This window comes from uncultured Roseovarius sp. (assembly GCF_963972555.1).
GTDB lineage: Bacteria > Pseudomonadota > Alphaproteobacteria > Rhodobacterales > Rhodobacteraceae > Roseovarius > Roseovarius mucosus.
This window is the reverse complement of record NZ_CAXAUM010000001.1, coordinates 66846-89985: the sequence shown is the minus strand read 5'-3', so window position 1 is coordinate 89985 and position 23140 is coordinate 66846. Positions and strand designations below refer to the sequence as shown.

Sequence of the window (23140 nt, the reverse complement as noted above, 5' to 3'; positions counted from 1 at the left end):
AGTGTGACATGCGGAAAAGCGTTCTGATCCCCCTGATCTTTGGCATTGCCGGTGTGGCAGTGCTGGTCGGCTTGGGCAAGTGGCAGGTCGAGCGGCTGGCGTGGAAAGAGGGTGTTCTGGCCGATATTGCCGCGCATATCAGCGCGGACCCGGTGGGTTTGCCCGAAGCGATAGAGCCGGAGCGGGATCGCTATCTGCCGGTCGCGGTGACGGGACGGATCGGCACGGAGGCGCTGCGGGTGCTGGTCAGCCAAAAGCAGGTTGGGGCGGGATACCGGGTGATTTCCGCTCTGGACACCGGCACGCGCCGGGTGCTGTTGGATCGGGGGTTTGTCAAGGTAAGTGCCGATATTCCGGCCCCGCCCGAGGAGGCGGTCACGGTGCAAGGCAATCTGCACTGGCCGGACGAACGGCTGAGTTCGACGCCCGAGAACGACGTGGCGGGCAATATCTGGTTCGCGCGCGACATCGCGCAGATGGCCGAAGTTCTGGGCACCGAGCCGGTGCTGGTGGTGACGCGAAAATTGTCGGAGCCGGAGGTGGGCGTGTCGCCCTTGCCCGTCGACACGAGCGGAATTCCGAACGATCACCTGAGTTACGCAATCACATGGTTTTCGCTGGCCGTGATATGGGCCGCGATGACAGGTTTTTTCATCTGGCGCATGCGGCAGGCAGAAAGAGGCACGACGTGAAATACATCTCGACACGGGGCCGCGCGCCCACGCTGAGTTTCGAAGAGGCGATGCTGACCGGGTTGGCGCGTGATGGCGGGCTTTATCTGCCGGAGAGCATTCCGGTGATGGCGGCGGATGATATCCGCGCGCTGCACGGGGTGAGCTATGAGGAGGCCGCGTTCCGGGTGATGCGGCCCTATATCGGCGATGCCTTTACCGACGACGAGTTTCGCGGGATCATCGCGCGGGCCTACGAGGGGTTCGGTCACGCGGCACGGGCCCCGTTGAAGCAGCTGGATAGTGGGCATTTCCTGTTGGAACTGTTCCACGGGCCGACGCTGGCGTTCAAGGATTTCGCCATGCAGCTAATCGGGCAGATGTTCGAATTCTCGCTGAAGCGGTCGGGGAGCCGGGTGAGCATCGTCGGCGCGACCTCCGGCGATACCGGGTCGGCGGCGATCGAGGCGTTTCGGGGTCTGGATGCGGTGGATGTGTTCATCCTCTATCCGCATGGGCGCGTCAGCGAGGTGCAGCGGCGGCAGATGACGACGCCGGTCGAGAGCAATGTGCATGCGCTGGCCATCGACGGGCATTTCGACGATGCCCAGGCGCGCGTCAAGGATATGTTCAACGATTTTGAGTTCCGCGACGGCGTGCGGTTGGCGGGGGTCAACAGCATCAACTGGGCGCGGGTTCTGGCGCAGGTGGTGTATTACTTCACCTCTGCCGTGAGCCTTGGTGCGCCGGACCGCAAGGTGAGTTTCACCGTGCCTACGGGCAATTTCGGCGACGTCTTTGCCGGGTATATCGCCAAGCGCATGGGCCTGCCGATTGACCGGCTGGTGGTGGCGACCAACCAGAATGACATTCTGCACCGCTGTCTGAGCACGGGCGACTATCGCCCTGATGGTGTGGCCCCGTCGATCAGCCCGTCGATGGATATTCAGGTCTCCTCGAATTTCGAGCGCGCGCTCTATTACGCCTACGGGCAGGATGGCAATGCCGTGGGGCAGGTGATGGACGAGCTGAAGGCGGGCGGATTTACCGTGAGCCAAGGCGCGCTGGAGGCGCTCCGCGAGACGTTCGATAGCGGGCGCTGTGACGAGGATCAGACCCGCGCCGCGATCCGGACTACATGGGCCGCGAGCGGTGAATTGTTATGCCCGCATAGCGCCGTGGGTGTGCATGTGGCCGAGGCGCAGCGTAGCCCCGGCGTACCGATGATCACGCTGGCCACGGCGCATCCTGCGAAATTCCCGGCGGCGGTCGAGGAGGCGAGCGGCATTCACCCCCCCTTGCCCGCGCGTATGGCGGACCTGTATGAGCGGGATGAACGTGTGACGCGTGTCGAGAACGATCTGAGCGCCATTGAAACACTGATCAAGGAACGGATTGCCCATTGAGTGTCCAACTGACCACCCTGCCGAACGGATTTCGCATCGTTTCGGAACATATGCCCGGCCTGCAATCGGCAGCGATTGGCGTCTGGGTTCTGGCCGGGGCCCGGCATGAAGAGGCCAGCCAGAATGGCATCGCGCATTTTCTGGAGCATATGGCCTTTAAGGGGACCAAGCGGCGCTCGGCCTTGCAGATTGCAGAGGCGATTGAGGATGTAGGCGGCTATATCAACGCCTACACGAGCCGCGAGGTCACGGCCTATTATGTGCGCGTCCTCAAGGAAGATGTGCCGCTGGCGCTAGACGTGGTGGCGGATATTTTGCGCAACCCGGTGTTTGATCCGCGCGAGATCGAAGTAGAGCGTGGCGTGATCCTGCAAGAGATCGGGCAGGCGGCGGATACGCCCGATGACATCATTTTCGACTGGCTGCAGGAAAAGGCCTATCCCGACCACCCGCTTGGCCGCACCATCCTGGGGGCGGAAGAGCGGGTGCGCGGCTTTGCCAAGCCCGATCTGGAGCGGTTCGTGGATCAGTATTATCGGCCCGGTCAGATGGTTCTGTCTGCGGCCGGAGCGGTGGATCATGATGCGCTGGTGCGCATGGCCGAAGACATGTTCGGCGACATGATCCCAAGCAATGTGATCGAACCGCCGGTTGCGCGATTTGCCGGGGGCGAGACGCGGCATGTCAAGGATCTGGAGCAGGCGCATTTCGCGCTGGCCTTCGAGAGCCCGGATTACGCGCATCCCGATATTTACACCGCGCAAATCTATGCCTCGGCGCTGGGCGGGTCGATGTCGTCGCGGCTGTTTCAGGAAATCCGCGAGCGGCGGGGCCTGTGCTATTCGATCTATGCGCAGGCCGGGGCCTATTCCGACACCGGCATGATGACGATTTATGCAGGCACTTCGGGCGAGCAATTGGGCGATCTTGCGGGGATTACCATCGACGAGATGAAGCGCGCTGCCGAGGATATGACTGCCGCCGAAGTCGAGCGGGCACGGGCGCAGATGAAGGCTGGGCTGTTGATGGGTCTTGAAAGCCCGAGCAACCGGGCGGAGCGTCTGGCGCGGATGTTGCAAATCTGGGGGCGGGTGCCGGACCTGCCTGAGGTTGTGGAACGAATCGACGCGGTGACGCTGGCGGATGTGCGGCGGTTGGCCGAAACGACGGTCGCACGCGCGCCTTCAGCGCTGGCGCTCTATGGTCCGGTTGAGCAGGCCCCGACGTTGGCCGCGCTTGATGCGAGGCGTGCCGCCTGATGATGCTCTTGCCGCGCCGCAAGCTCAGGATCGAGACAGAGCGTCTTACCCTGCGGCAGCCGGTGATTGGTGATTTTCGCAACTGGAGCAGTTTGCGGGCAGATAGCGCGGATTTCCTGACGCCGTGGGAACCGCTCTGGGCGGTGGACCATTTGGCGCGCAAGGGGTTCTCCAACCGGGTCTGGTGGGCGCAGCGTTCAATCGCCAGTGGCAGCGCGATGCCACTCTTTTTGGTGAGGCGCGAGGATCAGGCGCTATTGGGCGCGATCACGCTTGACAATATCCGGCGCGGGCCTGCGCAGGCGGGCACGCTGGGTTACTGGATCGGCCAGCCCTATGCGCGCCAAGGCTATATGCGCGAGGCGATTGCGGGGGTGGTGCACCACGCCTTTGACAGGCTGGATCTGAGCCGGATCGAAGCGGCGTGCCTGCCGGAGAATCAGGCATCACGCGCGCTGTTGGAAAAATGTGGCTTCAAATACGAAGGCGTCGCGCAGAGTTACTTGCAGATCAACGGACGCTGGCGGACGCATGTTCTTTATGCGCAGTTGCGGGCGGACCGGCGCGGGCGGACGGATGTGGGCTAAGCCCACAGGTCATTCGCGGAACGCCTTGGCCAGATAATCGGTGAAGGGTTTGACCAGATAGGCCAGCGGCGTGCGGTCGGCAGTGCGGATGAACGCCTCGACTGGCATGCCGGGGATGAGCGTGCTGCCCTCGGGCAAGCGGGCCTGTTCGCCTTCACTCAGCACGATCTCGGCGCGGTAATAGCTGGCGCGCGTGGCCTCATCCTCGAACGCATCGGCTGAAATTTGGGTCACACGACCAAAGAGTTCCGGCGTGGTGCGTTGATCCAGCGCCGAGAAACGCAGGGTGACTTCCTGTCCAACAAATAGTTTGTCGATATGGATGCTGTCGACTCGCGCGTTGATCACCAGCGGGCGGTCCTGTGGCACGATGAAGAGGACCGGATCGGCAGGACGAATGACCGAGCGCAGGGCAAAAACCTGAAGGTTATAGACCACACCGGAAAGCGGGGCTGGAATGTCCAGCCGCCCCATCTGTTCGATCAGGGCGCGGCGTTGTTCGCGCAGCTCTAGTTCGCGGAATTGCAGGTCGCGCAAGGTGGTGATTGCCTCTTCGCGCCGGTCGGTCCCAAGCTTGAGGATCGAGATTTCGATTTCGGTGATGCGGCCCTCGGCTTCGGCCTTTTGGGCGGCAAGATCGCCCATGGTGCCGCTCAGCCGTGCCTGTTCGCGTTGAAGCCCGAGCACGCGGGTTGCCTGTGCCAGGCCGCGATCCAGCAGCGATTGCTGGTCGGTCAGTTCCATCTCGATCAGTTCAAGCTGGCGGGCGAGGGCCACTTGTTGCGCCTCGATGCCGTCGATCTGGTTGGAAATCTGCCCGCGCCGCTTGTCGAGTTGGTCAATCTCGGCGGCAACGGTTTGGGCGCGGGCTTCGAACAGGGTTTTCTGACCTGTCATGAGATCGGCAGCATCGGCGTTCTGCGCCGAAAGTTCGATCAGGAGCGGATCGAACTTCAGGGTATCGCGCCCGTCACGCTCGGCCTCTAGACGGCCACGGCGCGCCATGAGTTCGGCAAGCTGGTTCTCGATGATCGAGAGCTCTGATTTCAGTTCGGTAGGATCGAGCCGCACGAGTACCTGACCGGTGGTGACCTTGTCGCCCTCCTTGACCTCGATGGCAGAGACGACACCCCCGTCGGGGTGTTGCACCACTTGCCGGTTCTGATCCACCTCGATGCGACCCGGCGCGATGATCGCCCCGGAAATCTGGGTGAAGCTGGCCCAAGTGCCAAAACCGCCCACCAGCAGAACAAGTCCAATGAGGCCGATAATCAGCGGCTTGCTTGCCGACCAAGCGCTATTGTTTGGGGCGCTCATCGCACACCTCCGGGTCCGGTTGATCCGGTGACTTGTTGATGGTTCTGGAGCACATCCTTGAGTACCTGTTCGCGTGGACCAAAGGCGCGCATGACGCCGGCCTCAAGCATCAGAAGCATGTCGCATTCCTTGATTGCGGCGGGGCGGTGGGCGACGACGATCACCGCCTTGCCTTCGGCCTTGAGGCTGCGAATGGCAAGATTGACCGCCTCGCTGCCTTCGTTGTCGAGATTGGAATTGGGTTCGTCGAGCACGAGGATCATCGGATCGCCATACATGGCACGGGCCAGTCCGATGCGTTGCATTTGACCGCCCGAGAGCCGTCCGCCATTGGCGCTGACCCGGGTATCATAGCCATTGGGCAGTTTGAGGATCATCTCATGCGCGTCGGCCTTGCGGGCGGCTGCGACGATCTTGGCAGGGTCGGGTTCGGGGGCCAGGCGGGCGATGTTTTCGGCTATGGTGCCGTCAAAAAGCTGCACACGCTGCGGCAGGTAGCCGATCAACTCGCCCAGCACGGAGGGTGCGTATTGGTCGAGTGTCGCCCCATCCAGCCGGATCTTGCCGCCCGCAGGCCGCCAGACACCGGTGATGGCGCGTGCGAGGGTGGATTTGCCCGCGCCAGAGGGTCCGATCACGCCCACGGCCTGCCCCGGTTCGATCTTGAAATTCAGGGTTTTCAGCACGGCTTGGCTCTCGCCCGGGGGGACCATGGTGAGCTGTTGCACCTCAAGCCGCGCCTTGGGGCGGGGCAGGGGCGTGCGCGGCTGTTCGGGCGGGACAGTGCCGAGAAGTTCGGCCAAGCTGCCCCAGCCCTTGCTGGCGCGCTGCACCAGGGCCCATTGACCGATGGCCTGTTCGATGGGCGCAAGTGCGCGCCCCATCAGGATCGAGCCTGCAATCATGGCACCGGGCGTCAACTCTCCACGCAGCACCAGCCACGCGCCAAGGCCCAGCATCGCCGATTGCAACAGCAGGCGCAGCGTCTTGGTGGTGGTTGTGAAGGTGCCACCGAGATCGGCGGCGTCGATTGCGGTCGAGAGGGCACGCCCGCGCATGGCCTGCCAGCGGTCAAAGGCGGCATCGCGCATACCCATGGCCTGAATCATCTCGGATTCGTTACGCAACTGTTCGGAAATCGCTTCAGCCTGAACGCTTGCGCTGGTGGCCTGCCCCGTGGGGCGGCGGGTCACGATCTGATTGACAAGGGTCACGACCACCAAGAGAGCGCCCCCGGCAAGGGCAAGTATGCCAAGCCAAGGGTGAAACACCCAGATTGCGGCCAGAAAGAACGGTGCCCATGGCATGTCGAAAATCGCCAGAAGCACTGGCGAGGTCATCAGGCGCTGGATCGATTCGAGGTCGCGCAGGCCGGTGGCGGTGTTGGCATCGGGTTGAACGGCGGATTTTCGAATCACCGCGTCGAACACCCGCCGGTCGAGCCGCGCCTGAAAGCGCGCGCCCACACGGCCCATGATGCGCCCTCGAGCATAATCGAGAAGGCCCATCATCGTATAGAGAAACAGCACCAGTACCGAGAGGGCGATCAGGGTTTCCAGTGAACGGCTGCCGAGGACACGATCATAGACCTGCAACATATAGATGGGACCGGTCAACATCAGCAGATTGGCGAAAAAGCTGAAGATGCCGACAAACCAGTAGAGACTACGGCTTTCACGTCGGGCCGCGCGCAATTCCTGGCGGCCCGCTTCCAGTTTCATCTTGTCCAAACTCGTATTCCGTCTTTTGTGTTCAAGTCTTTAAGGCATCAAAGCAATCCTGCCTTCCCTTACAGGCAATGTCACCATTCTGCCACAGCATTGTGAACATGGGGCGTAGGATGATGGGTTTGTTCGGGCTATAGTTTATGTAAGGCTGAGACTCGTTTAATGACGGATACCCCATTGCCAACCTTATCTTTCCCTGTGCCCGCCGGAGCTGTGCTGCGCCTGATCACCCTGTCAGGAGTGGTCGCGCTGAGCGCCTGCGCAAAGCCCAGCCCGTCTGAGGCCACGCGCGACGTGTTCGATCCCTACGAATCGCAGAACCGCGAGGTGCATGACTTTAACCGAGGTTTTGACCGTGCGCTCGTGCGGCCGGTCGCCAAAGGCTACAGCGCCGCAATTCCCGATGATATCGAAACGGTTATCGGGCGTTTTGCGACGAATCTCTCACTGCCCAGCGACATCGTGAATAACGTCCTGCAGTTGAACATGCGGGGTGCCATCCATGATACCGCGCGGCTGGTGGTGAATACCACCTTTGGCCTTGGCGGCCTGTTCGATCCCGCCAGCGAAATGGGGATGCCTGCGGGCACAAACACCGATTTCGGCGAAACCTTGCACGTCTGGGGCGCGCGGGAAGGGGCCTATGTGGAACTGCCGGTCTTGGGGCCGTCGACCGAGCGGGATACCTGGGGCATCGCCGTCGATCTCTTTACCAACCCCTTGAGTTATCTCGTCGAATCCCCCGAGAGCCTGATCGGCACTGGGGCGGGTGTGGCCGCAGGCCTGTCCAAGCGCGATAAGTTCAGCGAGACGATTGACGCCATTCTCTATGAGAGCGCCGACAGTTATGCACAGTCGCGGTCCATTTTCCTGCAAAACCGGCGCTTCAAACTGGGCGGCACGGCTGGTAGTGTCTACGACGACCCTTACGGCACTCTTGAGCCATCCGCGCCATTGGAGGACCCCTATGCTGAGTAAGATAAGCCGCCGCCATTTTTTCAACGCAGCCTTGGCTGCAACCGCGCTGACTGCGCTGCCCCGGATGGGTTGGGCACTGGACGATGCGCGCGCCCGAACGCTGGTGGATGAGGTGGTTGTGAACATCAACCGCGTGATCGCCTCGGGCAAGCCGCTATCAGGGATGATCAAGGATTTCGAGCGTATCTTTAACACCTATGCCGATGTGAACATCATCGCGCGTTCGACCCTTGGGGCCGATGCCAACCGGGTGTCGGCGGCGCAGATGCGCGCCTTTACCGATGCGTTCCGCGGCTATATTGCGCGAAAATACGGCAAGCGGTTCAACGAATTCGCCGGCGGTCGTATCGAGGTCAATTCGGTCAAGCCTGTGAAATCCTGGCATGAGGTGAAATCCACCGCCTATTTGCGCGGGCAGTCGCCGTTCGAGGTGAGTTTCCTTGTGTCTGACCGGTCGGGCAAGGACCTGTTCTTCGATATGATCATCGAAGGCATCAGCCTGCGGCTGAGCGAACGCACCGAGATTGGCGCGATGCTGGACCGTCGCAATGGTGATGTGAACGCGCTGATTGCGGACCTCAAGCAAGCGGGCTGAGGCGCCCTGCCCATTACGATTATCGAGAACGGCGCCCCTGCGGGCGCCGTTTTCAATTTCCGCCAAAGATGCTGCGCAGGATGTTTTCAATTGGGTTGCCGCTGGCCAGTGGCGCGCGGCGTTGCTGGTTCTGCGGGGCGGGGGTGGGCGCGGGCCGGGGTTGCGGGCGCAGCATCGGCAGGGGTTTGGGATCAATCCCCTCATGCACGCGCACCATGGTTTCCTGCCAGATTTCCGCAGGCAGTCCGCCGCCGGTCACGCCTTTGAGGGGCGTATTGTCGTCATAGCCCATCCAGACCCCGGCCACGTAATCGGCGGTAAAGCCGAGAAACCATGCATCGCGGGCGGCCTGGGTGGTGCCGGTCTTGCCCGCGGCCTCGCGGCCCGGAAGGCGGGCACGGCTGCCGGTGCCGCCTTCGATCACCTTGGTCATCATGTAGATGAGTTCCTGCGCCGCGCTTTCCTGAATGACACGTTCGCCGATGCCGCCGCCGGTGCCCATGAGCGGTTCTGACTCGCCCAGAAGTTTCAATTCGACCAGGCCGTAGGGCGTGACCGACGAGCCGCCGTTGAGGATACCCGCATAGGCGCCGGTCATTTCCAGCAACGTGCTCTCGGAGGCCCCAAGCGCCAAGGCCGGACCCGCGGCCAGATCGCTGTCGATGCCGAAATCGCTGGCCACCTTGCGCACGAGATCACGTCCGACGCTTTCGGAGATTTTGACCGCCGGGATGTTGAGCGATTGCGCCAATGCGTCGGTAAGGGTGACGCGGCCTTTGTAGTTTCGGGTGTAGTTTTCCGGGCACCAGCGGCCCGAACCGGGGATGTCGATGCAATAGGGCTCGTCCACCACGACCGAATCATAGCTGTAGCCCAGCTCGACGGCGGTGGCGTAGACAAAGGGCTTGAAGGCCGATCCGGTCTGGCGCTTGGCCTGTGTGGCGCGGTTAAAGGCGCCCACCACCTTGGTTTTGCGCCCGCCGACCATGGCCCGCACCGCGCCATCGGCGGACATGACCACAATGGCGGCTTGCGCCTTGGAGCCTTCACGCACCTTTTCGTCAAAGATATAGGTCAGCGCGTCCTCGGCCGCGCGCTGGATGCGCTGATCGAGGGTGGTGCGGATGATCACATCCTCGGTGGTGTCTCGGGTAAAGAATTCGGGGCCGGAGGCCATCACCCAATCGGCGAAATAGCCGCCTGCCTGGCGTTCTGCGGCCTCGGAGAGTTCGGCAGGATTGGCGAGGGCGAGGGCCGCTTCCTGATCGGTGAGATAGCCCTGACGGCGCATGAGCCCCACCACGACCGAGGCACGGTTGCGCGAGCGTTCCAGATTGGCAGTGGGCGCGAGGGTCGAGGGCGCGGTCAGCAGACCCGCGATCATCGCACCCTCGGCGGGGTTGAGATTGGCCGCAGATTTGCCGAAATAGCGCTGTGCTGCGGCCTCTGCGCCATAGGCTCCGCCGCCCAGATAGGCCCGGTTGAGATAGACCGACAGGATCTGATCCTTGGTGTATTTTGCTTCCATTGCCATGGCATAGATCGCCTCGCGCGCCTTGCGCGACAGCGATGTGCGGCGGCAGTCGGCGATATAGTCGGCCTCGCTCTCCCACTCGCTCTCATCATAGGCGTTGCCAAAGCACAGAAGTTTTGCGGTCTGCTGGGTGATGGTCGAGCCGCCGTTGCCTTGCAGGGGGCCACGGCCCTCGTTCAGGTTGATGCGGATGGCGCTGGCGATGCCAATGGGATCGACGCCGGGATGCAGGTAAAAGCGCCGGTCTTCGGTGGCGATGACCGCGTTCTTGAGATGCGGGCTGACGGTGTCGGCGGTCACGACGCCGCCAAATTGATCGCCGCGCCAGGCAAAGACCTCGCCCCCGTGATCGAGAAGGGTGACAGAGCCTTTGGCGCGGCCATCCATAAGAGTCTGGTATTCGGGCAGGCTTGAATAAGTGATGGCCACCAGAGTGCCTACGACAAGGGCGACGATCGCCGTTACCCGCCATGTGATCCACCAGGTTACGCGCAATACCCCCCGCAACAGCCCGCCGACAAGCCGCACCATCACGTTGTTGGAGCGTGGACGAGCGCGGCGCCGCGCACCTTTAGCCTTGCGCGCGGGCGCAGGCTTGGGGCGCGCCTTGGGGGTGCGCTTGGGGGCCACCAGAGGCGGTTTTTTCGGTCCTGTCGTGCTCATTGTTGCCCTGCTCGGCCTCATGTGTTCGGCTCAGTTTATAGTGTGGGATCACAAAAGTAGAGACCCCACGCGTACCGATCGCGCTTTCCGATGTGCACAAAAATAGTGCAAATTAACCAATATGCCTAAATTTTATGCATATGAGGCGAATTCGAGCGGCGAATTCCCGCCTTGACCCTTCCAGACTCTGCCATCTGCGCCTTTTCTGCATGTGCAAACAACGCGCTGAGACACCGCAAACCGAAAGGGGCAGACGTGAAACTCATCATTGCAACGATAAAGCCGTTCAAGCTGGAAGAGGTCCGCGAGGCGCTGACCGACATCGGCGTGCGCGGCATGATGGTGACCGAAATCAAGGGCTTCGGCTCACAATCCGGGCACACGGAAATCTATCGCGGTGCGGAATACGCCGTGAATTTCGTGCCCAAGATCAAGCTGGAAATCGCGGTCTCCGCCGCGATGGCCGATCAGGTCGTCGAGACAATCACCAAAACCGCCCGCACTGGCAAAATCGGTGACGGCAAGATTTTCGTGCTCGACATCCAGCAAGCCGTGCGTGTCCGCACCGGCGAAACCAACGATGACGCGCTCTGAGCGCGCAGGGGAAAGGATAAATACCATGAAATCCATGCTAAAACTCGGCCTTGCCGCAACGCTGATCGCGTTGCCGCAGATGGGGCTGGCTCAAGAGGCGGCGGCGGAGGCCGTGCCGAGCTTTGATGAAATCGGCCCCTATATCATGACGACGCTGCTGTTCTGCATGGCAGGCTTTCTGGTCTTCTTCATGGCGGCGGGCTTTGCCATGCTCGAAGGCGGGCTGGTGCGCTCAAAGAACGTCACGATGCAGATGACCAAGAACGTCGTGCTCTATTCCTTTGCAACGATCATGTATTGGCTGGTTGGCTTCAACCTCATGTATCCCGGCGACGGCTGGTTGGTGGCCGGTTGGGTCGGGCCGTTCTTCTCGATGACCGAGCTGGACCCGGTGGGTGTCGCGGCGGCGGATGCCGCGCTGGATTATGCCTCGGTCGGCTCTGACTTCTTCTTCCAGTTGGTGTTCGTTGCGGCGACAGCTTCGATCGTGTCGGGCGCTCTGGCAGAGCGGATCAAGCTCTGGCCGTTCCTCGTGTTCGTCATCCTTCTGACCGGCTTCATGTATCCGATTTCCGGGTCCTGGCAGTGGGGCGGTGGCTGGTTGTCCGAAGCTGGCTTCTCCGACTTCGCCGGTTCGACCATTGTGCACTCCGTTGGTGGCTGGGCTGCTCTGGCCGGTGCGATCATCCTCGGGCCGCGCCTTGGGAAATACGGCAAGGATGGCAAGGTCACGCCGATGCCGGGCTCGAACCTCGCGCTTGCCACTCTGGGCACGTTCATCCTGTGGCTGGGTTGGTTCGGCTTCAATGGCGGCTCGCAGCTGGCCATGGGCACCGTGGGCGATGTCTCGGACGTGTCGCGGATCTTTGCCAACACCAATATGGCTGCGGCGGCGGGCTCGATTGCGGCACTCATCCTGACGCAAGTGCTCTACAAGAAGCCTGACCTTACGATGGTTCTCAACGGTGCCTTGGCTGGCCTTGTGTCGATCACCGCCGAGCCGCTTGCGCCCAGCCTCTTTGGCGCCCTCTGGATCGGTGCTGTTGGCGGCGTGATCGTGGTGCTGGCCGTGCCCATGCTCGACAAGTTCAAGATCGACGACGTGGTCGGCGCCATTCCGGTGCACCTCTTCTGCGGGATCTGGGGCACGATTGCGGTGGTGTTCTACGGCGATGCCAGCCTCGGCACGCAGCTTCTGGGGATCCTTGCCTACGGTGCCTTCACCTTTGTCGTGAGCTTCGTGCTCTGGCTGATCATCAAAGGCACCATGGGTCTGCGGGTCGATCAAGAGACCGAGATCAACGGGCTCGACATGGCGGAAATGGGCATGGAAGCCTATCCTGAATTCTCCAAGGGCTGATCCTTCTCTTTCCTGACAGATCTTGAGAGAGCTTGCCCGGGCGTTCGCGCCCGGGTTTTTTATATGCGGCTGCGAATATGCCTTCTCTGGCAGAATCGCGGTAATCCGTGCTAAGTGTTGCGGTATGAACAGCCCAAGCCCCAAGATAAGCGCCGCACACCCGCAGATTCGCCAGTTGGACGAGGCTGCGATCAATCGTATCGCGGCGGGCGAGGTGGTCGAGCGCCCGGCTTCGGCGGTCAAGGAACTGGTGGAAAACGCGCTCGATGCCGGGGCCACCCGGATCGAGGTGAGCTATGCGGACGGCGGCAAGACCCTGATCCGTGTGGGGGATGATGGTTGCGGCATGACGCCCGACCAACTGCCGCTCTCGCTTGCGCGGCATGCGACGTCAAAGATCGACGGCTCGGACCTTTTGAACATCCATTCCTTTGGATTTCGCGGTGAGGCGCTGCCGTCCCTGGGGGCGGTGGGGCGGCTGACGATCGCATCGCGCGCAGGGGGCGAGGCCGCCGAAATCACGGTTGCGGGTGGGCAAATGGGGGCGGTGAAGCCCACGGCCCTCAATGCGGGCACGGTGGTGACGCTGCGCGATCTTTTCTACGCCACGCCTGCGCGGCTCAAATTCATGCGTTCGGACCGGGCCGAGGCGCAGGCGATTGCCGACACCGTCAAGCGGCTGGCGATGGCGGAACCGTTCGTGGGCTTCGTGCTGCGCGACGTGTCGGGCGGGGGTGAGGGGCGGATCGTGTTCCGTGCCGACCCGGAGAATGGTGATCTCTTTGACGCGCTGCATGGGCGGTTGGCGCGGGTGCTGGGGGCCGAGTTTGCCGAGAATGCGTTGAGAATTGATGCCACGCGCGAGGGGCTGCGCCTGACCGGCTATGCCGCGCTGCCCACCTATGCGCGCGGATCGGCGGTGGCGCAGTATCTCTTTGTCAATGGCCGCCCGGTGCGGGACAAGATGCTCTACGGCGCGCTGCGCGCCGCCTACCAGGATGTGCTGAGCCGCGACCGTCATCCGGCGGCGGCGCTGTTTCTGGGCTGTGATCCCACGCTGGTCGATGTGAATGTGCACCCGGCGAAATCGGAAGTGCGGTTTCGCGATCCGGGGCTGGCGCGGGGGCTGATTGTTTCGGGCTTGCGGCATGCCTTGGCCGACGCCGGGCATCGGGCCTCGACCACGGTGGCGGGGGCGACATTGGGCGCGTTCCGGGCAGAGCCGGTGGGGCGCATCTATCAGATGGATCGCCCGTCACCGCAGGCGCGGGCCCTTGCCTATAACGCACAGGCGCCCGGGTTTGCCGATATGGGCGTAGAGTGGAGCGCGCGGGTCGAATCCGCGCCAGAGCCTGAGGCGCAAGAGGTGCCGGCCACAGCGCTGCCGCTTGGGGCCGCGCGGGCGCAGGTGCATGAGAATTACATCATCGCGCAAACTGAAACGGGGATGGTGATCGTGGATCAGCACGCCGCCCATGAGCGGTTGGTCTATGAGCGTTTGAAGCGTCAGATGGCCGAGAGTGGGATTGCGGCGCAGGCGCTGTTGATCCCGGAAATTGTCGACTTTTCTGAGGCCGATTGCGCGCTGTTGATGGACCATGCCGAGGAGTTGGCGGGCATGGGGCTCGGGATCGAGCCGTTTGGGCCAGGCAGCCTTGCCGTGCGCGAAACCCCGGCCATTCTGGGGCCGGTCAACGCCAAGGCGCTGTTGCGCGACATTCTGGACGAATTGCAGGACGAGGGCGCAAGCGGCACGCTGAAATCGCGGATCGACGCGATCCTGAGCCGGGTTGCCTGCCATGGCTCGGTCCGCTCGGGGCGCCGGATGAGCGCGGACGAGATGAACGCCCTTTTGCGCGAGATGGAGCGCACGCCGATGTCCGGGCAATGCAACCACGGGCGGCCCACCTATGTGGAATTGCGGCTGGCGGATATTGAGCGGCTGTTCGGGCGCACATGATCCAGATCGGTACGCAAACCTATGCCTTTGATGATCCTGTTGTTCTGGCGGGGCTCGTTGGCGTGGTGGTGTTACTGCTCATCCTGCTGCTGCTCATTCTCGGCTTGCGGGCTGCCAATCGCTCGGCGCGGCTGGCAGAGCCTTTGGCCTATCAGGTTGGGCAATTGGGCCAGCGGGTGCAGGGCCTGTCGGATGGGCAGCATCAGCTGGCGGGGGGCCTCAACCATGTGTCCGAGGCGCAGGCGGCGGCGCAATCGCATCTGTTGCAACTGATGGAAAGGCGGCTGGCGCAGGTGAGCCACGCCATGACCGAGAACCTGCAAGGCACGTCGCGGCGCACGGCGCAATCGCTCGGCGAATTGCAGCAGCGCCTACAAGCCATCGACAAGGCGCAGGACAATATCACCAAGCTCTCGGGTGATGTGCTGTCGTTGCAGGATATTCTGTCGAACAAGCAGACGCGGGGGGCGTTTGGGGAAATCCAGCTCACCGATATTGTCACCAAGGCACTGCCGTCGGACAGCTACACGTTACAGGCGACGCTCTCGAACGGGCGGCGGGCGGATTGTCTCCTCCATCTGCCCAACCCGCCGGGGCCGATCTGCATCGACAGCAAATTCCCGCTCGAGGCCTATGAGGCGCTGCGCCGGGCCAAGACAGACGGGGAATTGGCCGAGGCGGCACGCGGGATGCGCACAGCAGTGCGCAAGCATATCAAGGATATTTCCGAGAAATACATCATTGAGGGCGAAACCGCTGACGGGGCGTTGATGTTCCTGCCCTCCGAGGCAGTCTATGCCGAGTTGCACGCCAATTTCCCCGAGGTGGTGCGCGATGGATTTGCCGCGCGCGTCTGGATCGTGTCGCCCACGACCTGCATGGCCACGCTCAATACCATGCGCGCGATCCTCAAGGATGCGCGGATGCGGGAACAGGCAGGCGCGATCCGGCGTGAATTGGGTCTTCTCTTTGCTGATGTGGAGCGTTTGGGCGCGCGGGTCGAGAACCTCGACCGGCATTTCACGCAGGCCGCCAAGGATGTGGCGGAGATCAAGATTTCGGCGGACAAGGCCGGGCGGCGGGCGCGGCGGTTGGACAATTTCGATTTCGAGGAATTGGCGCCCGAAACCGATCCAGCGATCGTACCGTTGGTCAAGGAAAGCTGAGCGCGCCCCTTCGGAAAAGATGACGCTTTTGCAAAGCGTGCTATCTTGCACAGGACCAAGAGGAGGACCGCCCATGATCCGACTTGTCTTGTTCGTCTTGATGCTGGCCGCGCCTGCCACCGCGCAGGATCGCCGCCCGAGCCATTGTATCGCGCTTGCCGATGCCGCGCCGGGGCTGGAATATCTGCACCGGGCCAGTTTTCGCGCGCCTTTGCCGGAGTATACGGTTCGGCTACGCTACATCGCGCATGCGTCCTTTCTCATTCAGGCGGGCGGATACAATGCGGTGACGGATTTCACCGGCTTTATCGGCAGCGCAAATCTGATCCCCGATGTTGTTACGATGAACCACGCGCATGAAACGCATTGGACCGCCTTTCCCGACCCGGCAATCCCGCATGTGCTGCGCGGTTGGGGGGAATATGGCGTGGGGGCCGATCATCACCTTGATCTGGGCGGGTTGGTGGTGCGCAATGTGCCCACAGACATCCGATCCGGTGGCGGGGTGGAGGCGAATGGCAATTCGATTTTCGTCTTCGAGGCGGAGGGGCTGTGCATCGCGCATCTGGGCCATCTGCATCACGAGCCGTCGGACGATCAATATGCGGCACTCGGGCGGATGGATGTGGTGATGGCCCCGGTCGATGGCGGCTATACCATGAATATCGAGAACATGATGAACGTGCTCCGGCGGGTGAAAGCGTCGATCGTGCTGCCGATGCACTGGTTTGGCGATAGCACGCTGGAGCGGTTTCTGGCGGGGATGGAGGGTGAGTTCGCCATCTCGCGTCCCGGTGTGAGCGAGATCGAAGTGTCCCTGCGCAGCCTGCCGGACCGGCCCACCATCGTGGTGTTGCGGCCTGCGTGGCTCAGGGATAACGAGTGAGGGGTTGGCGGTCTGTGACGGGATCGCGGCTATTGGGCCGCAAGAAGATGGTCTGCCGATGGCGATGGCGCGCTCGCAATTTGATGGTGTCTGACACGGCAGTTTCCGTGCCAGACGCAAGGGCCACTCACAGCCAATCAGACGTTGGTTTCGATCCGATCATACAAGAGATTGCCGGATTTTGAGCCCGTGATTTCAATGATCACCATCGAGCCGCTGGCGCGTTCATACTCGACCAGACGCGCCCCGCTGCGCCACGCGGCGCACGTCGCGGAGAAAGCTGTCAGGCCATCTTCGCGCGGTTGCGTGTTGAACCCTCCAAGCGCGCCCGTGCAGGTTTCGGCCACCACCTTGCGGACCTCCTTGGCGGAGAAACCGGCAGGGTTGAACGCGCCGAGCATCGTTCCTTCGGAAACGCGCGAAGAAAAGAAATTCGGATTACTGGTCGACAGGCTCGGACCAGATGTGCCGCCGCATGCGGACAGGATCGAAAACGCCGCCAAAACAGCACTCGTGCGAGCGATAGAAAAAAGTTTCAATGAAGGTCTCCTGCTTGATATTCAAGCGTTTTCAGCACGAACCACTGAGGCGGTCAATCCATGATCCCCACGTTTCATGTCAAGCGCGCCCTGAAGCGGAATGAGCGCAACGGATTAAGAACTGTCCTAACCCTTTGTTTCCCGGCTCACACCTTCTCGCGCAGGACCCTTGGCACTTTGAACTCGACGTTTTCCTGTGCGGTTTCGATCACTTCGACTGTCACATCATAGCGGGCGCGGAAGGCGTCGATCACCTCGTTCACCAGCACTTCGGGGGCAGAGGCCCCCGCCGTGATACCCATGCTGCGGATACCGTCGAGTGCGCGCCAGTCGATGTCGGAAGCGCGCTGCACAAGCTGGGCATAGGCGCAGCCCGCACGCGCGCCGACCTCGACCAGACGTTTGGAATTGGACGAGTTTGGCGCGCCCACCACGAGCATGGCCTCAGCCCGTTCGGCCATGGCCTTGACCGCCTCCTGGCGGTTGGTGGTGGCGTAGCAGATGTCCTCCTTGTGGGGGGCGGCCATCAGGGGAAAGCGGGCGCGCAGGGCTGCGACGATGCCGGCCGTGTCGTCCACCGAAAGCGTGGTCTGGGTGGCGAAGGCCAGATTGGCCGGGTCCTTCGGCGTGAAGGCCAAGGCGTCCTCCACGGTCTCGATCAGGGTCACCGCGCCGTCGGGCAGCTGGCCCATGGTGCCGATGACCTCGGGATGGCCGGCGTGGCCGATCAGCACGATCTCCTTGCCGGCCTCATGGCGGTTGGTGGTGGCGTAGCAGATGTCTTCCTTGTGCGGGCCGACGATGGCTGGAAAGCGCGTCTGGAGGGCGGCCACGACCTCGGCCGTGTCATCGACCGAGAGTGTGGTTTGGGTGACAAAGGCGAGGCGGTTCGCATCGCGCACGTCTAGCGTGGCCACATCGGCGGGGGTCTCGACCAAGAGCACCTCGCCATCCGGCAGTTGCCCCATGGTGCCGACGGTTTCGGGGTGGCCCGCGTGGCCGATCATCACGATTTGCAGCCCGTTTTCATGGTGCCGCTCTGCCTCGATATGCACCTTCGAGACCAGCGGGCAGGTTGCATCGACATAGAGCATTTGCCGCGCGGCGGCCTCTGCCGGGACCGATTTGGGCACGCCGTGGGCGGAAAAGATCACCGGGCGGTCGGTGGGGCACTCGTCGAGTTCCTCGACAAAGACGGCCCCCTTGGTGCGCAGATCGTCGACCACGTATTTGTTATGCACGATCTCGTGGCGCACGTAGACGGGCGCGCCCCATTTCGAGAGCGCCATTTCCACGATCTTGATGGCACGGTCCACACCGGCGCAAAAACCACGCGGCGCCGCGAGATAGAGGGTGAGGGGGGGCTTGGTCATCGCGCGTCTCCTGATCCCGCATAGAGGTAAGGCAGGTGGGCGCGCAGGTAAAGGGTGGGGTTGGAAATAGGCTTTGTGACGTCTGTCGAACCACACGGGAAGTGAATGAAGCTCTCTTGCCTGCCCCGCCCCTCAGCCCATCGCCTGCGCCGTGATCCAGGCCAGCACGATGTAACGCCCGGTCTTGGCAATCGTGACGAGCAGAAGGAATAGCCAGACTGGTGTGCGCAAGACCCCGGCGATCACGGTAAAGGCATCGCCCAAGGGGGCCCAGCTGAGCAGCAGGGTCCAGACGCCCCATCGCGCATACCACCGCTCTGCCCGTGCCATTTGCGCGGCATTGGCCGGGAACCAGCGGCGGTGGCGAAACCGTTCGATCCCACGCCCCATCGCGTAATTGACTACGGCGCCCAGCGTGTTGCCGACGCTGGCCACGACAATGAGTGTCGTGAAAGAGATCGTGCCTGCCAGTTGTAGGCCGACAAACACCACTTCCGACTGAAAGGGCAGGATGGTCGCTGCGCCAAAGGCCGCAGCAAAAAGCCCTGCCAATTGTGCGAAAACGCCCGGATCACCCATGTTCATGCAGGGGCAATCCGGGCGGTGTCGCAGGGCCGAGGAACCAGATCAGTTGGTTTCGGCATAGGCCTCTTGGCGGTCGTTCTGGGTGTCACGCGGCGGGCGGCCGATGACATCCTTGAGGTCTGCCAGCTCGATGAAATTATCCGCCTGACGGCGCAATTCATCCGAGATCATCGGCGGCTGGCTGCGGATGGTCGAGACCACCGAAACGCGCACGCCCTGACGTTGCAGGCTCTCGACCAGGGGCCGGAAATCACCATCGCCAGAGAACAGCACGATATGATCGACGCGCGGGGCGAGTTCCATCGCATCCACGGTCAACTCGATATCCATGTTGCCCTTGACCTTGCGGCGGCCTTGGCTGTCGGTGTATTCCTTGGCCGGTTTGGTGACCATGGAATAGCCGTTGTAATGCAGCCAATCGACCAGCGGGCGGATCGGTGAATACTCGTCATTTTCCAACAGGGCAGTGTAGTAAAACGCACGCAGCAGCTTGCCACGGCGCATGAACTCGGATCTCAGCAACTTGTAGTCGATGTCGAACCCAAGCGCCTTGCCCGCAGCGTAGAGATTCGAGCCGTCGATGAACAAGGCTAAACGCTCGTCCTTGTAAAACATCTTAAATGTCCTTCCGAATGGTCATGTCTTGCCTGGGAGTGTGTGAGTGGTGTGAGTGGTGAAGGCAGGACAGGGTAGCAGCGATAATTAGGGGTTAAGAATTCTGCATGCAAGGGCATGTTACGTCGGGATAGGATAGGGGAGTGATGACTTTGGATCAACAATGCTTGATCGCGATGGGTGGAAACTTGCCGTTCGGCACGTTGGACCCGAAAGCGATCCTGACGGAGGCCCTTGTGCGCTTGCGCGAAGAGGGGGCGGAAATCCAAGCGGTGAGTCGGTTTTTCCGAACACCGGCCTTTCCTGCCGGGGCTGGCCCGGATTTTGTCAATGCGGCGGCCGTGCTGCGGGTGGCGCTCGATCCGGGGGCGGTTCTGGCGCTCTTGCACCGGGTTGAGGCGGTCTTTGGTCGCAGGCGCGAGACACGTTGGGGCGAGCGCACGCTGGATCTTGATCTCATAGCAATGGGCGCGCATGTTCTGCCGGACCGGACGGGGTTCGAGGCGTGGCGCGGTCTGACACCCGAGGCGCAGCAGAGCCGCGCGCCGGACCGGCTGATCCTGCCGCATCCGCGCCTGCATGAGCGGGCCTTTGTGTTGGTGCCGCTGGCGGATGTGGCCCCCGACTGGGTGCATCCGGTGCTGGGCCGGTCCGTGCAACAGATGCTGGACGACTTGCCGCAAGCCGCGCGCGACGAGGTCGAGGCGCTTTGATTCTCTGCTTGTAAATCCCGGTTTGACGCCCTAAATACAAGGCTTCTTGAAATCCGCCCCAACCCGTTCCGGAGGTCTGATGGCCCGCGTTACCACAGAAGATTGCGTTGACAAGGTTCCAAACCGTTTTGATCTGGTGATGCTTGCCGCACACCGCGCCCGTGAAATTGCGGCGGGATCGCCACTGACGGTGGACCGCGACAACGACAAGAACCCGGTCGTGGCGCTACGCGAAATCGCCGAAGAAACCCAATCGGCGGATGACCTGCGCGAGCGGCTGATCGAATCGAATCAGACCCAGATCGAGGTGGACGAGCCGGAAGAGGATTCCATGGCTCTCCTGATGGGTGGTGATGTGGACAAGCCCGACACTGACGATATGTCGGAAGAAAAGCTGCTGCGCGCCCTGATGGAAGCACAGGGTCAGGGATAACTCCGACCCCTACGGCAAGGCGCGACCCCGATGATCGCCGTTGATGACCTGATCACGCTGGTGCGCCACTACAACCCCCGCACGGACGAGGCGCTCATTCGTGCGGCCTATGATTTTGGTCGCGCCATGCATGAAGGGCAGTTTCGCCATTCGGGCGAGCCCTATTTTACCCATCCCGTTGCCGTGGCCGCGATCCTGACCGAGCAGCGGCTGGACGATGCCACCATCATCACCGCCCTCTTGCACGATACGATCGAGGACACCAAAGCGTCCTATCAGATCGTTGCTGAGAAGTTTGGCCGCGAAGTGGCCGATCTGGTGGATGGCGTCACCAAGCTGACCAATCTGCAACTCTCGAATTCCGAGACCAAGCAGGCCGAGAATTTCCGCAAGCTGTTCATGGCGATGTCCAAGGATCTGCGGGTCATTCTGGTCAAGCTTGCCGACCGGCTTCACAATATGCGCACCATCAAGGCGATGCGCCCGGAAAAGCAGGCGCAAAAGGCGCGTGAAACCATGGATATCTATGGGCCGCTGGCGGGGCGCATGGGTATGCAATGGATGCGCGAAGAACTCGAGGATCTGGCCTTTCGCGTGCTCAACCCCGAGGCGCGCGCCAGCATCATCCGCCGGTTCATCACCCTGCAACGCGAGACCGGCGATGTGGTCGAGCGGATCACCGGCGACATGCGGCACGAATTGGACAAGGCTGGCATCGAGGCCGATGTCTTTGGCCGTGCCAAGAAGCCTTATTCGATCTGGCGCAAGATGCAGGAAAAGGAGATGGGGTTCTCGCGGCTGTCGGACATCTACGGCTTTCGCGTGATCACCCGCTCCGAGAATGATTGCTACCGCGCGCTCGGGGCCATTCACCAACGCTGGCGCGCGGTGCCGGGGCGTTTCAAAGATTACATCAGTCAACCGAAATCGAACGGTTACCGCTCGATTCACACCACGGTGTCGGGGCGGGACGGCAAGCGGGTCGAGGTGCAGATCCGCACGCAAGCGATGCATGACGTGGCCGAAACCGGCGTGGCGGCGCATTGGTCCTATCGGGACGGGGTTCGCTCGGAAAACCCCTTTGCCGTTGATCCCGCCAAGTGGATTTCCAGCGTCAGCGAGCAGTTCGACGCCGAGGAGGATCACGAGGACTTTCTTGAAGCGGTCAAGCTCGAGATGTATGCGGATCAGGTGTTCTGTTTCACCCCCAAGGGTGATGTGATCAAGCTGCCGCGCGGGGCCACGCCGATCGACTTTGCCTATGCGATCCACACGCGGATCGGCCATGCCTGTGTCGGGGCCAAGGTGGACGGCATGCGCGTGCCCCTGTGGACCAGGATCAAGAACGGTCAATCGGTCGAGGTGATCACCGCCGATGGGCAGACGCCGCAGGCCACCTGGCTCGATATCGCCACCACTGGCAAGGCGCGGGCGGCCATTCGTCGTGCGCTGCGTGAGCTGGACCGCGACCGCTATATCAAGCTGGGTCGCGAGCTCGCCCGCTCGGCGTTCGAGCATGTGGGCAAGAAGGCCACCGACAAGGCGCTTGAGGCTGCTGCGCGCACGTTGCGCCTACGCGATGCCGACGAGGTGCGCGCAAGGCTGGGCAGCGCCGAACTGACCGCGCATCAGGTGCTCCATGCCGTTTATCCCGATCTCATGCCCGAGGCTGGTAACGAGGTGACGCGCGACCGTGCGGTGATCGGTCTGGAGGCAGACCAGAGTTTTGAGCGGGCGCGCTGCTGTCAGCCGCTACCGGGTGAACGGATCGTGGGCATCACCTATCGTGGGCGGGGTGTGGTGATCCATGCCATCGACTGCGAAACGCTGTCGCAATATGACCAGCAACCCGACCGCTGGATGGACCTGCACTGGCATACCGGCACGCATCCGGCGGCCTATGATGTGACGCTCGATTTGACGATCGGGAATGATGCCGGGGTTCTGGGGCGGATTTGTACCTTGATCGGCGAGCAGAAGGCCAATATCTCGGACCTGACATTCGTTGACCGGAAACCGGATTTCTATCGTCTTTTGATTGATGTCGAGTTGCGCGATGCCGAGCATTTGCACGGCGTGCTCTCGGCGCTTGATGCGGAAAGCGATGTCGCCGCTGTCGAGCGCTATCGTGATCCGTCCCGCGTGGGGGCGGGCTGAGACCAATTCAAGGAGCCGCGCA

21 protein-coding genes are annotated in these 23140 nt (G+C 62.1%); 14 read left to right on the top strand and 7 right to left on the bottom strand.

Annotated elements, in window-relative coordinates:
* The first annotated feature begins 8 nt into the window (after positions 1-8).
* Genes AACZ65_RS00490 through AACZ65_RS00475 form a run of 4 tightly spaced genes read left to right on the top strand, consistent with a single transcriptional unit; the run spans position 9 to position 3923 of the window.
* Positions 9-692 carry an SURF1 family protein gene (locus AACZ65_RS00490; RefSeq protein WP_339667420.1) on the top strand — a complete coding sequence of 228 codons (684 nt, stop codon included), beginning with the start codon at positions 9-11 and terminating at the stop codon, positions 690-692.
* A complete protein-coding gene (thrC, locus tag AACZ65_RS00485) occupies positions 689-2077 on the top strand; it encodes a threonine synthase (protein WP_339667419.1) in 1389 nt (462 codons plus the stop codon). Before AACZ65_RS00490 ends, thrC begins: the two co-directional genes overlap by 4 nt.
* Positions 2074-3336: a pitrilysin family protein gene (locus AACZ65_RS00480; protein WP_339667418.1), complete on the top strand. Its 1263-nt coding sequence runs from the start codon at positions 2074-2076 to the stop codon at positions 3334-3336. Before thrC ends, AACZ65_RS00480 begins: the two co-directional genes overlap by 4 nt.
* Positions 3337-3338: 2 nt before the next feature.
* A complete protein-coding gene (locus AACZ65_RS00475; RefSeq protein WP_037272956.1) occupies positions 3339-3923 on the top strand; it encodes a GNAT family protein in 585 nt (194 codons plus the stop codon).
* A 9-nt stretch (positions 3924-3932) separates the two neighbouring features.
* Here AACZ65_RS00475 and AACZ65_RS00470 read toward each other — a convergent pair whose 3' ends face one another.
* Together AACZ65_RS00470 and AACZ65_RS00465 are read right to left on the bottom strand one after the other, a co-directional pair.
* The gene (locus AACZ65_RS00470) at positions 3933-5240 is read right to left on the bottom strand and encodes an HlyD family type I secretion periplasmic adaptor subunit (protein ID WP_037272290.1); all 1308 of its coding nucleotides are present in this window, start codon (positions 5238-5240) and stop codon (positions 3933-3935) included.
* Entirely contained in the window at positions 5237-6961 is a 1725-nt protein-coding gene (locus AACZ65_RS00465; RefSeq protein ID WP_037272295.1) for a type I secretion system permease/ATPase, read from the bottom strand. Before AACZ65_RS00465 ends, AACZ65_RS00470 begins: the two co-directional genes overlap by 4 nt.
* A gap of 219 nt (positions 6962-7180) precedes the next feature.
* Here AACZ65_RS00465 and AACZ65_RS00460 point away from each other — a divergent pair, with 219 nt between their 5' ends.
* Both AACZ65_RS00460 and AACZ65_RS00455 read left to right on the top strand, forming a co-directional pair.
* Complete coding sequence (locus tag AACZ65_RS00460) at positions 7181-7945, top strand: VacJ family lipoprotein (protein WP_339667417.1); 765 nt, start codon at positions 7181-7183, stop codon at positions 7943-7945.
* Entirely contained in the window at positions 7935-8540 is a 606-nt protein-coding gene (locus tag AACZ65_RS00455) for an ABC transporter substrate-binding protein (RefSeq protein ID WP_339667416.1), read from the top strand. Before AACZ65_RS00460 ends, AACZ65_RS00455 begins: the two co-directional genes overlap by 11 nt.
* A 52-nt stretch (positions 8541-8592) precedes the next feature.
* Here AACZ65_RS00455 and AACZ65_RS00450 read toward each other — a convergent pair whose 3' ends face one another.
* Positions 8593-10737: a transglycosylase domain-containing protein gene (locus AACZ65_RS00450; protein WP_339667415.1), complete on the bottom strand. Its 2145-nt coding sequence runs from the start codon at positions 10735-10737 to the stop codon at positions 8593-8595.
* A gap of 255 nt (positions 10738-10992) precedes the next feature.
* Between AACZ65_RS00450 and AACZ65_RS00445 the strand changes: the two genes are divergently transcribed.
* From AACZ65_RS00445 to AACZ65_RS00425, 5 genes are all read left to right on the top strand, one after another.
* The gene (locus tag AACZ65_RS00445) at positions 10993-11331 is read left to right on the top strand and encodes a P-II family nitrogen regulator (RefSeq protein WP_008279099.1); all 339 of its coding nucleotides are present in this window, start codon (positions 10993-10995) and stop codon (positions 11329-11331) included.
* A 25-nt stretch (positions 11332-11356) separates the two neighbouring features.
* The gene (locus AACZ65_RS00440) at positions 11357-12691 is read left to right on the top strand and encodes an ammonium transporter (protein WP_339667414.1); all 1335 of its coding nucleotides are present in this window, start codon (positions 11357-11359) and stop codon (positions 12689-12691) included.
* 124 nt (positions 12692-12815) lie between these two features.
* Entirely contained in the window at positions 12816-14651 is a 1836-nt protein-coding gene (mutL, locus tag AACZ65_RS00435; RefSeq protein WP_339667413.1) for a DNA mismatch repair endonuclease MutL, read from the top strand.
* Positions 14648-15817 carry a DNA recombination protein RmuC gene (locus tag AACZ65_RS00430; protein WP_339667412.1) on the top strand — a complete coding sequence of 390 codons (1170 nt, stop codon included), beginning with the start codon at positions 14648-14650 and terminating at the stop codon, positions 15815-15817. Before mutL ends, AACZ65_RS00430 begins: the two co-directional genes overlap by 4 nt.
* A gap of 73 nt (positions 15818-15890) precedes the next feature.
* Positions 15891-16703: an MBL fold metallo-hydrolase gene (locus AACZ65_RS00425; protein ID WP_339667411.1), complete on the top strand. Its 813-nt coding sequence runs from the start codon at positions 15891-15893 to the stop codon at positions 16701-16703.
* Between the two features lie 137 nt (positions 16704-16840).
* Here the strand turns inward: AACZ65_RS00425 and AACZ65_RS00420 are convergent, their stop codons facing one another.
* The 4 genes from AACZ65_RS00420 to AACZ65_RS00405 form a co-directional block, all read right to left on the bottom strand.
* Positions 16841-17206 (bottom strand): hypothetical protein, encoded by a 366-nt coding sequence (locus AACZ65_RS00420; RefSeq protein ID WP_339667410.1) that lies wholly within the window; start codon positions 17204-17206, stop codon positions 16841-16843.
* A gap of 182 nt (positions 17207-17388) precedes the next feature.
* On the bottom strand, positions 17389-18615 hold the full coding sequence (ispH, locus tag AACZ65_RS00415) for a 4-hydroxy-3-methylbut-2-enyl diphosphate reductase (protein WP_339667409.1): 1227 nt from the start codon (positions 18613-18615) through the stop codon (positions 17389-17391).
* Between the two features lie 132 nt (positions 18616-18747).
* Entirely contained in the window at positions 18748-19200 is a 453-nt protein-coding gene (locus AACZ65_RS00410) for a YqaA family protein (protein WP_037272323.1), read from the bottom strand.
* 42 nt (positions 19201-19242) lie between these two features.
* Positions 19243-19815, bottom strand: coding sequence for an NYN domain-containing protein (locus AACZ65_RS00405; RefSeq protein ID WP_297540858.1), 573 nt, complete (start codon positions 19813-19815; stop codon positions 19243-19245).
* A 176-nt stretch (positions 19816-19991) separates the two neighbouring features.
* Here AACZ65_RS00405 and folK point away from each other — a divergent pair, with 176 nt between their 5' ends.
* The 3 genes from folK to AACZ65_RS00390 all read left to right on the top strand — a co-directional run bounded on the left by folK (position 19992) and on the right by AACZ65_RS00390 (position 23118).
* Entirely contained in the window at positions 19992-20528 is a 537-nt protein-coding gene (gene folK / locus AACZ65_RS00400; protein ID WP_339667408.1) for a 2-amino-4-hydroxy-6-hydroxymethyldihydropteridine diphosphokinase, read from the top strand.
* Between the two features lie 79 nt (positions 20529-20607).
* Positions 20608-20961 (top strand): DNA-directed RNA polymerase subunit omega, encoded by a 354-nt coding sequence (rpoZ, locus tag AACZ65_RS00395; RefSeq protein ID WP_037272337.1) that lies wholly within the window; start codon positions 20608-20610, stop codon positions 20959-20961.
* A 30-nt stretch (positions 20962-20991) separates the two neighbouring features.
* Positions 20992-23118 carry a bifunctional (p)ppGpp synthetase/guanosine-3',5'-bis(diphosphate) 3'-pyrophosphohydrolase gene (locus AACZ65_RS00390; protein ID WP_037272338.1) on the top strand — a complete coding sequence of 709 codons (2127 nt, stop codon included), beginning with the start codon at positions 20992-20994 and terminating at the stop codon, positions 23116-23118.
* The last annotated feature ends 22 nt before the right edge of the window (positions 23119-23140 follow it).

Bases quoted from the DNA above. Each gene is read 5' to 3' on its own strand.
- AACZ65_RS00490 (WP_339667420.1), top strand. From the start codon at position 9: ATGCGGAAAAGCGTTCTGATCCCCCTGATCTTTGGCATTGCCGGTGTG.
- AACZ65_RS00425 (WP_339667411.1), top strand. From the start codon at position 15,891: ATGATCCGACTTGTCTTGTTCGTCTTGATGCTGGCCGCGCCTGCCACC.
- folK (WP_339667408.1), top strand. From the start codon at position 19,992: ATGGGTGGAAACTTGCCGTTCGGCACGTTGGACCCGAAAGCGATCCTG.
- AACZ65_RS00405 (WP_297540858.1), bottom strand. From the start codon at position 19,815: ATGTTTTACAAGGACGAGCGTTTAGCCTTGTTCATCGACGGCTCGAAT.
- AACZ65_RS00475 (WP_037272956.1), top strand. From the start codon at position 3,339: ATGCTCTTGCCGCGCCGCAAGCTCAGGATCGAGACAGAGCGTCTTACC.
- AACZ65_RS00430 (WP_339667412.1), top strand. From the start codon at position 14,648: ATGATCCAGATCGGTACGCAAACCTATGCCTTTGATGATCCTGTTGTT.
- AACZ65_RS00390 (WP_037272338.1), top strand. From the start codon at position 20,992: ATGATCGCCGTTGATGACCTGATCACGCTGGTGCGCCACTACAACCCC.
- AACZ65_RS00440 (WP_339667414.1), top strand. From the start codon at position 11,357: ATGAAATCCATGCTAAAACTCGGCCTTGCCGCAACGCTGATCGCGTTG.
- AACZ65_RS00465 (WP_037272295.1), bottom strand. From the start codon at position 6,961: ATGAAACTGGAAGCGGGCCGCCAGGAATTGCGCGCGGCCCGACGTGAA.
- ispH (WP_339667409.1), bottom strand. From the start codon at position 18,615: ATGACCAAGCCCCCCCTCACCCTCTATCTCGCGGCGCCGCGTGGTTTT.
- mutL (WP_339667413.1), top strand. From the start codon at position 12,816: ATGAACAGCCCAAGCCCCAAGATAAGCGCCGCACACCCGCAGATTCGC.
- rpoZ (WP_037272337.1), top strand. From the start codon at position 20,608: ATGGCCCGCGTTACCACAGAAGATTGCGTTGACAAGGTTCCAAACCGT.
- AACZ65_RS00450 (WP_339667415.1), bottom strand. From the start codon at position 10,737: ATGAGCACGACAGGACCGAAAAAACCGCCTCTGGTGGCCCCCAAGCGC.
- AACZ65_RS00455 (WP_339667416.1), top strand. From the start codon at position 7,935: ATGCTGAGTAAGATAAGCCGCCGCCATTTTTTCAACGCAGCCTTGGCT.
- AACZ65_RS00410 (WP_037272323.1), bottom strand. From the start codon at position 19,200: ATGAACATGGGTGATCCGGGCGTTTTCGCACAATTGGCAGGGCTTTTT.
- AACZ65_RS00470 (WP_037272290.1), bottom strand. From the start codon at position 5,240: ATGAGCGCCCCAAACAATAGCGCTTGGTCGGCAAGCAAGCCGCTGATT.